Raw genomic sequence first — 11179 nt, 5'->3', positions numbered from 1 at the left:
CTACCAGTCATCTTCGCCGTCCAGCGTCAGGAGATTCCCATACAGGTCGGGTCTCCTGTCGCGGAACAGACCCCAGGAGGCTCGCTTGGCGGCTGCGGCATCAAGATCAAAGGTGGCAATCTGGATACCTTGGCTGTCGCGGTCGGCTTCGGCGACTTTGGCACCGGTCTGGTCGGCAATGAAGGAAGAACCATAGAAGGTAATCTCGCCGCCGGCGCCTTCTTCCTTGCCGATGCGATTGGAGGCCACCAGGGGCACGAGGTTTGCTGCGGCATGCCCTTGCATCGTACGTTGCCAGTGGTCCTTGCTGTCGAGCGAGGCGTCTTGGGGTTCGCTGCCGATCGCAGTGGGGTAAAACAAGATCTCCGCACCCTGCAGGGCCATTGAACGTGCGGCCTCGGGGAACCATTGATCCCAACAAATTGCCGCGCCGATGGTCGCATAACGAGTCTTGCTGGCGACAAAACCGGTATCCCCTGGGTTGAAGTAGAACTTCTCCTGGTAACCGGGGCCGTCGGGAATGTGGCTTTTGCGATAGAGGTTCACGAGGCTCCCGTCGGCATCGATCACCACCAGCGAATTGAAGTAGGCATTGTTGGCTTTTTCAAAAAAGGAGACGGGCAGGACGACTTCTAGCTCGGCGGCAAGATCAGCCATCCGCGCGATGGTTGGGTGATCCTCCAGCGGATGAGCCAGTGCGAAGTACTCCTGCTTCTGATCCTGGCAAAAATAGGGTGTCTCGAAGAGCTCTTGGATAAGGACGATCTGCGCCCCTTGTCCTGCTGCTTCGCGCACGAGGGACTCGGCTTTACTGACATTGGCGTCCTTATCCCAGGAACAGGCCATCTGTGTGGCTGCGACCGTCACTTCGCGCATTTCATAGCTCCTTTCATTGCCTATCGAGGCGCCCCCGACGTCATTAGACGCCGAGGGTTCCTCAGGCATGATATCAGCCGAGCTTAGCTTTGGCCGCGTCCAGTCCGCTTCGCAGGATACTGATCAACTTGTCGATCTCGCTTTTCGTCAGAATCAGCGGTGGCGACATAATCATACCGTCGCGCACCTGCCGCAACATCAGGCCGTTTTTGATGCAGTGGTCTCGGCAAGCGATCGAAGCCTGATTGTTTGGGTAACGCTCGTGGGTGTCCTTGTCCTTTACCAACTCCACCGCGCCAAGCAGTCCCATGCCCCGCACCTCCCCGACCAAGGGGTGGTCGACCAGGCTGGCGAGGCCTTCCTGCAGATAGGGACCGGTTTCGTCGCGTACCCTCTCTATCAAGCCTTCGCGCTCGATGATCTCGATGTTTTTCAAGGCAACAGCACAGGCGACCGGGTGGCCTGAATAGGTGTAGCCGTGATTGAAGTCGCCACCCTCGCTGAGCGCGTCGGCGATCCGGTCACCTACCATCAGTCCAGAGAGCGGCAGATATCCGGATGTGATGCCCTTGGCCATGGTCATCATATCCGGCTTGATTCCAAGTTTCTGACTGGCAAACCAGGTGCCGACCCGTCCGAAGCCGCTAATAACCTCGTCTGCGATCAACAGAACGTCGTACTGCTTGCAAATACGCTGAATTTCCGGCCAGTAGGTCTCAGGCGGCACAATGACGCCACCGGCACCCATGATGGGTTCGCCGATGAAAGCCGCCACCTTGTCTGCACCCAGTTCCAGAATCTTGTCCTCGACGGCCTTGGCGGCCTTCTTTCCAAAACTCGCAGGGTCCATGCCAGCGCCGAAATCGTACCAGTAGGGCGGCATGACGTGCTCGAAACCCGGCAAAGGCAGATCGGCCTGCTTATGCATGGCAGTCATCCCGCCCAGACTGGCGGAAGCACAGGTTGAACCGTGATAGGCGTGCTCGCGGCTGATGAATACCTTCTTGTCGGGCTTGCCCATCAGGTTCCAGAAATGCCGTACGAGACGGACGACCGTGTCATTCGATTCCGATCCGGAGGAGCCGTAGAAAACCCGGTTCAAGCCCTCTGGCGCCAGTTCTGCGAGTTTCTCGGCGAGTTCGATCGGCGGCGGCGTCGCCGTTTTGAAAAAGGTATTGTAGTACGGCAGCTCCTGCATCTGCTTATAGGCGGCTTCCGCCAGTTCTTGACGGCCGTAACCGACGTTGACGCACCACAATCCGGCCATGCCGTCTAGAATCTGATGATCCTCGGAATCAGTGAGGTAACAGCCTTGGGCTTTGGTAATGATGCGTGTGCCGCCTTCGGCGTGCAGTGCTTTACTGTCAGTGAAGGGGTGTATATGGTGGCGGCGGTCCTGTTCTTTCCAAACCGTCGTGGTATTGCGCAGAGCTTGGGTCGTCATGATTTCATACTCCTGGAGGCTAACGGATAAGACGGGCGTCTATATGGCGGCACCGAATCTGCCGTCTGCTCGCGGCTGTTCGCGCAGGCAGACGGAATCGTTCCGCAGGCCTCTAGGGGTTATAGCCGATCCGGGCGCAGAGGATCATCAGGTCCTGGCGCCTTGATCTCAGCGATCCCTCGGTCAACCGCGCCGCTTCCAACTCCAACGAGCAGGGCTGCGCTTTGCCAAGAAGGTCGCCATAGAAAGTGATGAAGCGATTTCGCATGGTTCTCCTATAGCAGAAAACCAACCTTAGCCCAATGCCTACGGGTGAAGCAGGAGTGTGCTCTTCATCCGATCACATCAGACATTCAAAAGCAGATGTTCCCGTTCCCAGGACGAAATAACCCGCTGGTAGGCGTCCAATTCCTCGGCGCGCACTGCGCTTACGACGGTCACGAAATCCTCACCCAGCACATCCTTAATCGGTCGGCTGCCAGTCATCTTGGAGACAGCATCATAGAGTGTGCGAGGAAGGGTATGAGCCAAACGGTAGGCGCTCCCTTCGATAGGACGGGTCGGCTCCAACTCCTCCGTCATGCCCAGGTAGCCGCAGGCTAGTGAGGCCGCAATTGCCAAGTAGGGGTTGGCGTCCGCACCGGCTACTCGATTTTCGATCCGGCGGGCGGCAGGCGTGGAGACGGGAACCCGCAGGCCCACGGTACGGTTGTCGTGGCTCCAGTGCGTATTGATCGGCGCGTCCGCGCCAGGGCGCAAACGGCGGTAGGAGTTCACGTTGGGCGCCAGCAATGCCATTACCGCCGGCAGATACCTTTGCAATCCGGCGATGTAGGACAAGAACAGATCGCTATTGGAATTATCTTTCTTCCCGAACAGGTTCTTGCCCGTCTTGGCGTCCACCACGGACTGGTGGATATGCATTGAACTACCCGGTTCGTCTGCCATGGGCTTGGCCATGAAGGTCGCATAGACCTTGTGACGGTGTGCTGCCTCGCGGACGGTGCGCTTGAACAGGAAGGTTTGATCAGCCAACTCCAGCGGGTCGCCGTGATTGAAGTTCATCTCCATCTGAGCGGCACCTGCTTCATGCGTCAATGTGTCGATATCGATGCCTTGCGCTTCGCAGAAATCGTAAACTTCCTCGAACAGGGGATCGAATTCATTGACTGCGTCCACCCCATAAGCTTGGCGTGAGGTTTCCCGTCTCCCCGAGCGCCCGATAGGAGGTAAAAGAGGATAATCCGGGTCGGTATTGACCTCGACCAAATAGAATTCGAGCTCAGGAGCCACGACGGGGCGCCAGCCGCGCGCTTCATAGAGCCTCAAAACACGGCTGAGCACTTGGCGCGAGGCTATCTCGACCGGCGTTTCGTCATCCAGATAATAAGCGTCGGCAATGATCTGCGCGGTAGGATCGTCATACCAAGGGACCACTCTGATGGTGCCAGGGTCCGGCCGTAGATATACATCGCTGGAACCGGGGTCGGTCACACCATCGCTATCAGGATAATCGCCGGTCACTGTCTGGATGAAAACCGATTCCGGAATGCGCAGGCCATTCTCAGTCATTCCACGCAGGAATTTCTGGGCGGGAAGAATTTTCCCACGGGCGATGCCGGCCATGTCAGGGACAAGACATTCGACCTCTTCTATATGATGTTCTTCGATAAAGCGCTTAACGGCCGCAACGCCGCTCTCGGAAGACATGCAGAGTCTCGCTTCTCTATAAAATCTCGTTTCGAATTATTCGCCGGGCCGATTCTGGGTTGGACCTGGCGGTAAGGAATCTCAGGCCTGTTGGCTCCCATATGAAACTACGCTATGGCTATCACGAGACGCTTATTTGGGCAAGCTAGACTGATGAACGGATGCCCGCGAATCAGCGGAATATGGGCACTTGAGGCCTTCACACTATTGCAATCGAGGGAGCCGTAATGCCATCGGCCAACCATGTGGAGTCTTACTACGCGGCGAGTGCCAACGCCTTTTCCGTTCAGCCGGCGCTCCAGGAATCGGTGAATGCCGATGTCTGCGTGGTGGGGGGCGGATTCACCGGCCTTTCCGCAGCGTTGAATCTGGCCGAGCGGGGATTCTCCGTTGTGTTGCTAGAGGCCGAGCGCATCGGCTGGGGGGCATCCGGGCGCAACGGTGGACATATCGGGACCGAATATAACCCGGGGATCGACAGGATCGAGCAGTGGGTTGGCAGGGCCAACGCCCAGTTGCTTTGGGACCTTTCGGAGGAAGCCAAGGACATCATCCGGCAACGGGTGACCAAGCATTCAATAGACTGCGATCTACGCTGGGGTTACCTCCATGCTGCCGAGAAAAGGCGCCATCTTGCAGATATGGATGAAACCCTGGAAACCTGGCGCCGTTATGGCTACCGAGCCGAATTGAAGGTCGTTCGCGGGGCTGAGGTGCGGGCTTACTGCAATTCACCAGCTTATGTCGGCGGGCTTGTCGATGGTGGGGCAGGTTGGTTGCATCCTTTGAACTATTGCCTGGGTCTCGCAGCCACGGCCCAGGCCGCAGGCGTCAAATTGTTCGAGGGGACCCGCGTAACCAGGATTGAGGAAGGCAGCAAGGTAACGCTAGACACCGACAATGGCGCTGCCGTCACGGCACCGTTTGTCGTCATGGCCTGCAACGCATACCTCGGCGACCTCATTCCAAAACTGCGCCGGCGGATTATGCCGGTCGGGACCTACATCGGCGCAACTCGCCCCCTGCCCAAGGCCTTGGCCGAGGATTGTTTGCCAACCAATGCGACCGTGGCGGATCATAATTTTGTACTCAATTATTTTCAGCGCTCCGGTGACGACCGTATGCTTTTCGGCGGTGGCGTCAGCTACACGACATTGATGCCGCCGAACTTGCCTGGCGTCATGCGGCGCAAGATGGTGAAGGTCTTTCCGCAGCTCCGCGACGAGACATTCGAGTACGTTTGGGGCGGTTATGTCGGCATCACAGTGGAACGAACGCCACACCTAGGCCGGACGGGTCAGCAAAAGAATATCTACTTTGCACAGGGATACTCGGGTCAGGGTGTCGCCTTGACCGGAATAGCAGGAAAGGTTATCGCCGAGGCAATCGCCGGGCAGGCCGAACGCTTCGATGCTTTTGGAAAGCTGCCGCATTCCCTGTTCCCCGGTGGCAAATGGTTGCGTGCTCCGGTGTTGGCTCTGGCAATGACCTGGTACCGTCTGCGCGACCTGCTTCCCTAGGCTCGGGCCTGGCTTTTCCAAGTATGGCCGCACCTGCGACACAGCCGCTTTCTTGTCCCCAAGACCAGGGGTAGACCCGCCAAAACGAGCCCGGCTATACCGGCCAGCAGTGAGCGACCGCGATGGATATCGGCTCCACCGCATGCCGGACAAATCGAACCTGTGTTGGATTGATGGGTTCCTCGATCGGGCTGTGAAATCTCTTCCTGAACGGCTTGGAAAAATTCTTGGGCGGCCTGCAGCGAGTCAGCTTCGACTTGCAGGCGCACGCCTGTGGCGACCTCGTGGAACCAGACGGTTGATAGATGGTGTTCCTCCGGCAGAAAAACGAAAAAGCCCGCGTCCTCCAGCAAAGCCCGCAGGCTTCTCGCTTCATTCAAATCCGCGCAGGTGGTAAGCGTCGCCAGCCCGGGCACTATCTAAACCCTAATAGGATATGCCGAGGTATTCTTCCGGCGGCGTGAAGGCCATGCCATGTGCATCGGCGACTGCCTTGTAGGTTATCTTACCTTCCGCGACGTTCAGTCCCTGACGCAGGTGCGGGTCTTCCGCCAATGCTTGACGGCTTCCCTTGTTAGCCAGCGCCAGCGTGAAGGGCAGGGTGGCGTTGTTCAGCGCGAAGGTTGACGTGCGCGCGACCGCACCCGGCATGTTGGTGACGCAGTAATGTACGCAGCCTTCCTCGACATAGGTCGGGTGATCATGCGTGGTTGGACGACTGGTCTCGAAGCACCCGCCTTGATCAATAGCAATGTCCACCAGCACTGAACCGGGGCGCATGGCCTTGACCATATCGCGCGTAACCAACTTAGGAGCGGCGGCGCCCGGTATCAGGACTGAACCAATAACCAAATCCGCATCCACGACTCGTTGCTCGATCGCGTCCACGGTGGAATAGATCGTGTTCAGCATGGGGCCAAACTGCATGTCCAGTTCGTAAAGACGCTCAATGTTTCGGTCGATGACCGTCACATGGGCTTCCAATCCCATGGCCATACGAGCCGCATTTGTGCCGGCGACCCCGCCGCCGATGACCACGACCTTGGCGGCTGGTACACCCGGAACACCACCCAGCAGCATTCCCGAACCACCTTGTTCTTTCTCGAGACAGTGGGCGCCTGCCTGGATCGACATGCGGCCCGCGACTTCACTCATCGGGCCAAGGAGAGGCAGGCGACCCCGGCGGTCCGTCACTGTTTCATAGGCGATGCAGATGGCGCCTGACTTTACGAGTCCTTCTGTTTGTTCAAGATCGGGCGCTAAGTGTAGATAGGTAAATAATATTTGGCCTTCTTTTAACATCGCATACTCAGCAGGAAGAGGCTCCTTCACCTTCACGATCATATCCGCTTTCGCGAAGATCTCCTGAGCTGTGCCAATGATTGACGCACCAACTTCCTGATAGTGATGATCGTCAAAGCCGATACCTGCGCCCGCACGGCTCTCAACCATGACCTGATGGCCGTTATGAACCAGCTCACGTACGGAAGTTGGAGTCATTCCAACGCGGTATTCGTGATTTTTCACTTCCTTTGGCACGCCCACGAGCATGATTTATTGTCCCTTTTGCTATGGCCTGGTCCTGTTCGAATGGCGGGCTACCACGACGCGATAGCCCGCTGCTGCCTTTTCACGAGGCATTATCTTAGCGTCAATCCAGATCGGTCAGAATTGTGCGGATCGTTTCGAAAATCTGATCGATATGGCTCTTTTCGATGATCAGTGGCGGAGACAGCGCGATGATGTCGCCGGTCGTTCGGATCATCACGCCTGCATCAAAGGCCTTTCGGAAGGCCTCGTAGGCACGAGCACCCGGTTTGCCGGGGCGGGACTCCAACTCGATTCCCGCGATTAGGCCAATGTTGCGCAGGTCGATGACATGCCTTGTCCCCTTCAAGCCGTGAACGGCGTCTTCCCAGTATGGAGCCAATTCCGCCGCCCGTTCAAAGAGACCTTCTTCCTTGTAGACATCCAGCGTTGCCAGGGCTGCCGCCGCCGCGACTGGATGCGCCGTGTACGTGTAGCCATGGAACAACTCAATCGTGTTGCCGGTGTTGTCGGCCCAGTCCATGAAGGCGTCGTAGATGCCCTTGCGGCAGATTACGCCACCCATGGGGATGGTGCCGTTGGTCAAGCCCTTAGCACAGGTGATGAGGTCGGGCTGCACATCGAAGTGCTCTGTAGCAAAAGAAGAACCCAGACGCCCGAAGCCGGTAATCACCTCATCGAAGATCAAGAGGATGCCGTGTTTGTCGCAAATCTCCCGAAGGCGCTTGAGATAGCCTTTTGGCGGGAGCAGCACGCCGGTCGACCCGGCGACCGGCTCGACGATCACGGCGGCGATGGTCGAAGCGTCGTGCAAAGTGACGATTCGCTCCAGTTCGTCGGCCAGATGGGCGCCCCATTCGGGTTGCCCCTTGGAATAAGCCTGCTTCTCAAGGTTGAAGGTGTGCGGCAAATGGTCGACGCCGTTGATAAGCGGACCCCAGAACATGCGATTCTTGACGATACCGCCAACGGAGATTCCACCAAAGCCGGTGCCGTGATAACCGCGTTCACGCCCGATCAATCGGGTACGGGCTGCATCGCCGCGGACGCGGTGATAGGCAAGCGCAATTTTCAGGGCGCTGTCGACTGCCTCGGAACCCGAATTGCAGAAGAACACATGGTCGTAATCGCCCGAGAGCATGTTGGTCATGCGGCTCGCCAGCTCAAAAGGTAGAGGGTGGCTGACCTGAAAGCTCGGTGCGTAGTCGAGTTTGGCAACCGTGGCTTGAACGGCTTCCACAATTTTGCGGCGACCGTGCCCGGCATTGCAGCACCAAAGACCTGCCGTGCCATCAAGAACTTTCTTGCCCTCGGTGGTGGTGTAATGCATGTCCTGTGCTTCGGCGAGGAGCATTGGGTCTTTCTTAAACCCGCGGTTCCAAGTGAATGGCATCCAGAAAGCTTCGAGATTGTTTGGCGTCGGGTCGAAATCGCCAAGGCCGCTTGGCATCTCCATGGGGCTGCTCCTAATGACTGGTATGTTGAACGGGCCGAAAATACTATCGATAAAGAAAATTGACAATAGCGACCTAATATGGCTGATTATGAGCATAAATGTTATATATATTTAACATATTAACGACTAAGCAGAAGGTAAAGAATGTCGAGCCAGGATGGTTTTGATCTCGGGCAGCGTTTGCGCTCCTTGCGGCAGATGAATAAACTGTCACAGCGTGAGCTTGCAAAACGCGCCGGCGTTTCGAATGCGCAAATTTCCCTCATTGAACAAAACCGAACCAGCCCGTCGGTCGGAATGCTCAAAAGGGTCTTGGATAGCATTCCCATCTCGTTGTCGGATTTCTTTGCCTGGCAGGACACGCCGCGTGAGAAGGTGTTCTTTGCCAGTGAGGAAATGGTTGAACTTGGTCGGGGTAAGATTTCCTATCGCCAGGTTGGTCGCGACCTGACCGGCCGGGCACTGCAGGTTCTGTTGGAACGCTATGCGCCGGGCGCCGATACCGGCGAAAGCCTGTTGCGACACGAGGCGGAGGAAGCAGGCGTTGTCGTATCGGGAAGCTTGGAAGTTACCGTTGGTGATCAGAGGCGGATTTTGAAGGCGGGTGACGGTTATTATTTCGACAGTCGTCTACCGCATCGCTTCAAGAACCTCGACGGGGCGGAGACAGTGGTTGTATCTGCCTGCACCCCGCCCAGTTTCTAATGTTATCGGGAAAGTCTGGAGGGCCTCAAAGTGCCACGATCAATTGTGATCGTGATGCTCCTTGCGCCAGGCCTCACGTGCGGCTTTGGCTTCCTCGTGGGTGATCTCACCGTCGCTGTTTAAGTCGGCCTTTTGAAAACGGGCGAGTGCCATGGCCGAGATGTCGGCCTTGGTGATTACGCCATCGCCGTTTTCGTCCATTTTCTCAAACCGGCTTAGCGCTGCAGCTTCCGCTTCGACGGCGGAGAGAACGCCGTCACCGTTACTGTCCATTCTCTCGAACATCTTCCCATGGCGTGGTCCGGCGTTCACGTCGGTTACACCCGAAATGACAGCCAGAGTTGCTACCAGGATCGCCGCCAGGGGGAGGGCTGCATACTTTTTCATTTATCTTCTCCGTTCGATTTCTCAGGGGGCAGGCAAAATCGTTCATCGCCTGTCCTAAAGACTTACGCGGACGGTGTCTGGTTCATCCCCGGAGATGCTTCTCTAAATTTTTGGAGGCCTCAGCTTGATCGCCCCAACAGCTCATAGAGTGCAATGGCCGCCGCGTTGGAAACGTTGAGTTGATCGATCGGGGGACGGGTCGGTAAACGGACGAGCTGCTTGCAGGTTTCCCGCGTCTTTTGCCGCAACCCTTTACCCTCGGCGCCCAGAACCACGCAAATCTTCTCGACGTCGTTTGGAATGGCCTCCAGCGATTCCTCGCCTTCGCCTGCTAAGCCAACCGTTAGAAACCCCATTTTGTGAAGCGACTCCAGCGCCTGCGAGAGATTGGTCTCACGGATGATCGGCACGCATTCCAGGGCGCCGGAGGCTGTCTTGGCCAAGACACCGGTTTCCCCGGGGGAGTGGCGGCGGGTGAAAAGCAGAGCCGAGGCGCCGAAGGCCGCGGCCGAACGAATGACCGCGCCGACGTTATGCGGATCGGTAACCTGGTCGAGAGCGACGACGACGCAGCGCCCCGTTTCAGGCGGCCGCCAGTCGGAAAGGCGCAGATCGGCCAGCGGCTGACTGAGCATCGCAATACCTTGGTGTACGGCGCCCTCAGGCAACAGGCGCTCGATATCACGCCGATGCAGCTCTTCAATCTGGAGGGATGCACTTTGGGTCAAGGGCTCCAGCTCTTCGGCGAGTCGCCGCCGGGCCTCCGGCGTTGCCAGCAGCCGTCTTTTCTGACGTCTGGCGTTTGCCAGCGCCAGCAAGGTCGCGTGCTGGCCATAGATCCAGAGATCCTCCTCAGCACTATCTAAAGCTCTGGAGTTCCTTTGAAAGGAGCCCCGGTCTTTCGAGCCGCTCCTTGATTCACCTCTGTATTCGCCCCTGGGCTTGCGCGTGGTCATCGAAAATCCTAATCTGTTGCAAGACGATTTCACACGACCGGCCTTGTATGGGCAAGAGCGGGAATGTCGAGGTCGTTTTTTCGCATGTTCATCATTGACACGCGAGACGAAATCACCATAGTGCGCAACGCCGTTGCGCGTCGTCCGTAAGGTTGACGTGGAGGGGTGCCCGAGTGGCTAAAGGGGACGGACTGTAAATCCGTTGGCTTCGCCTACGTTGGTTCGAATCCAACCCCCTCCACCAGACGCCTGGGACGCGCGACGACGAAAGAGCGGGTGTAGCTCAATGGTAGAGCTCCAGCCTTCCAAGCTGGCTATGAGGGTTCGATTCCCTTCACCCGCTCCAGAGACATGGGAGGCAGCGGCCAAGGTTTGTCAGGTGGGTGACAACAGTGGTCGGCGGCTCTATTTGGTTTGGCGAGCAGGCCCAGGACAGACCCAAGGGCGTCCGGAACATGTGGCCGTAAAAGGGAACGTTAGCTATGGCGAAAGAGAAGTTTCAGCGTAACAAGCCGCACGTGAACGTGGGAACGATCGGTCACGTTGACCATGGCAAGACGTCATTGACGGCTGCGAT

General features: G+C 57.4%; 11 protein-coding genes and 2 tRNA genes. 5 read left to right on the top strand and 8 right to left on the bottom strand.

Going from position 1 to position 11179, the window contains the following annotated elements; genetic code table 11:
- The 4 genes from aguB to FHR98_RS05860 form a co-directional block, all read right to left on the bottom strand.
- Nucleotides 1–876: an N-carbamoylputrescine amidase gene (gene aguB, locus FHR98_RS05875; RefSeq protein ID WP_183415730.1), complete on the bottom strand. Its 876-nt coding sequence runs from the start codon at nucleotides 874–876 to the stop codon at nucleotides 1–3.
- Nucleotides 877–949: 73 nt separating this feature from the next.
- A complete protein-coding gene (locus tag FHR98_RS05870; RefSeq protein WP_221205756.1) occupies nucleotides 950–2320 on the bottom strand; it encodes an aspartate aminotransferase family protein in 1371 nt (456 codons plus the stop codon).
- A gap of 112 nt (nucleotides 2321–2432) precedes the next feature.
- Nucleotides 2433–2588: a hypothetical protein gene (locus FHR98_RS05865; protein ID WP_183415729.1), complete on the bottom strand. Its 156-nt coding sequence runs from the start codon at nucleotides 2586–2588 to the stop codon at nucleotides 2433–2435.
- A 77-nt stretch (nucleotides 2589–2665) separates the two neighbouring features.
- A complete protein-coding gene (locus FHR98_RS05860; protein WP_183415728.1) occupies nucleotides 2666–4030 on the bottom strand; it encodes a glutamine synthetase family protein in 1365 nt (454 codons plus the stop codon).
- Nucleotides 4031–4257: 227 nt separating this feature from the next.
- On the opposite strand from FHR98_RS05860, the gene FHR98_RS05855 reads away from it, so the two are divergent.
- On the top strand, nucleotides 4258–5550 hold the full coding sequence (locus FHR98_RS05855; protein ID WP_183415727.1) for an NAD(P)/FAD-dependent oxidoreductase: 1293 nt from the start codon (nucleotides 4258–4260) through the stop codon (nucleotides 5548–5550).
- Nucleotides 5551–5976: 426 nt separating this feature from the next.
- Here the strand turns inward: FHR98_RS05855 and ald are convergent, their stop codons facing one another.
- Entirely contained in the window at nucleotides 5977–7101 is a 1125-nt protein-coding gene (gene ald / locus FHR98_RS05850) for an alanine dehydrogenase (protein ID WP_183415726.1), read from the bottom strand.
- Nucleotides 7102–7201: 100 nt separating this feature from the next.
- On the bottom strand, nucleotides 7202–8548 hold the full coding sequence (gene aptA / locus FHR98_RS05845) for an omega-aminotransferase AptA (RefSeq protein WP_183416149.1): 1347 nt from the start codon (nucleotides 8546–8548) through the stop codon (nucleotides 7202–7204).
- Between the two features lie 150 nt (nucleotides 8549–8698).
- On the opposite strand from aptA, the gene FHR98_RS05840 reads away from it, so the two are divergent.
- Complete coding sequence (locus tag FHR98_RS05840) at nucleotides 8699–9259, top strand: cupin domain-containing protein (protein ID WP_183415725.1); 561 nt, start codon at nucleotides 8699–8701, stop codon at nucleotides 9257–9259.
- Between the two features lie 39 nt (nucleotides 9260–9298).
- Here FHR98_RS05840 and FHR98_RS05835 read toward each other — a convergent pair whose 3' ends face one another.
- Nucleotides 9299–9646, bottom strand: a complete 348-nt coding sequence (locus tag FHR98_RS05835; RefSeq protein ID WP_183415724.1) for an EF-hand domain-containing protein — start codon at nucleotides 9644–9646, stop codon at nucleotides 9299–9301.
- 119 nt (nucleotides 9647–9765) lie between these two features.
- Nucleotides 9766–10602, bottom strand: a complete 837-nt coding sequence (locus FHR98_RS05830) for a TrmH family RNA methyltransferase (protein ID WP_183415723.1) — start codon at nucleotides 10600–10602, stop codon at nucleotides 9766–9768.
- 159 nt (nucleotides 10603–10761) lie between these two features.
- On the opposite strand from FHR98_RS05830, the gene FHR98_RS05825 reads away from it, so the two are divergent.
- The 3 genes from FHR98_RS05825 to FHR98_RS05815 form a co-directional block, all read left to right on the top strand.
- Nucleotides 10762–10846, top strand: a tRNA-Tyr gene (locus FHR98_RS05825).
- A 28-nt stretch (nucleotides 10847–10874) separates the two neighbouring features.
- Nucleotides 10875–10948: transfer RNA gene (locus tag FHR98_RS05820), tRNA-Gly, on the top strand.
- 136 nt (nucleotides 10949–11084) lie between these two features.
- On the top strand, nucleotides 11085–11179 hold a 95-nt coding region (locus FHR98_RS05815; RefSeq protein WP_246377584.1), incomplete at its 3' end, for a GTP-binding protein.

This window comes from Limibacillus halophilus, assembly GCF_014191775.1.
Classification (GTDB): domain Bacteria; phylum Pseudomonadota; class Alphaproteobacteria; order Kiloniellales; family CECT-8803; genus Limibacillus; species Limibacillus halophilus.
The sequence above is the reverse complement of the archived record's forward strand: the minus strand, read 5'-3'. Positions and strand labels throughout refer to the sequence as shown.

What these genes read in the sequence shown, in the direction of transcription:
- aguB (WP_183415730.1), bottom strand. Translation starts at nt 876, where the DNA reads ATGCGCGAAGTGACGGTCGCAGCCACACAGATGGCCTGTTCCTGGGAT.
- FHR98_RS05870 (WP_221205756.1), bottom strand. Translation starts at nt 2,320, where the DNA reads ATGACGACCCAAGCTCTGCGCAATACCACGACGGTTTGGAAAGAACAG.
- FHR98_RS05865 (WP_183415729.1), bottom strand. Translation starts at nt 2,588, where the DNA reads ATGCGAAATCGCTTCATCACTTTCTATGGCGACCTTCTTGGCAAAGCG.
- FHR98_RS05860 (WP_183415728.1), bottom strand. Translation starts at nt 4,030, where the DNA reads ATGTCTTCCGAGAGCGGCGTTGCGGCCGTTAAGCGCTTTATCGAAGAA.
- FHR98_RS05855 (WP_183415727.1), top strand. Translation starts at nt 4,258, where the DNA reads ATGCCATCGGCCAACCATGTGGAGTCTTACTACGCGGCGAGTGCCAAC.
- ald (WP_183415726.1), bottom strand. Translation starts at nt 7,101, where the DNA reads ATGCTCGTGGGCGTGCCAAAGGAAGTGAAAAATCACGAATACCGCGTT.
- aptA (WP_183416149.1), bottom strand. Translation starts at nt 8,548, where the DNA reads ATGCCAAGCGGCCTTGGCGATTTCGACCCGACGCCAAACAATCTCGAA.
- FHR98_RS05840 (WP_183415725.1), top strand. Translation starts at nt 8,699, where the DNA reads ATGTCGAGCCAGGATGGTTTTGATCTCGGGCAGCGTTTGCGCTCCTTG.
- FHR98_RS05835 (WP_183415724.1), bottom strand. Translation starts at nt 9,646, where the DNA reads ATGAAAAAGTATGCAGCCCTCCCCCTGGCGGCGATCCTGGTAGCAACT.
- FHR98_RS05830 (WP_183415723.1), bottom strand. Translation starts at nt 10,602, where the DNA reads ATGACCACGCGCAAGCCCAGGGGCGAATACAGAGGTGAATCAAGGAGC.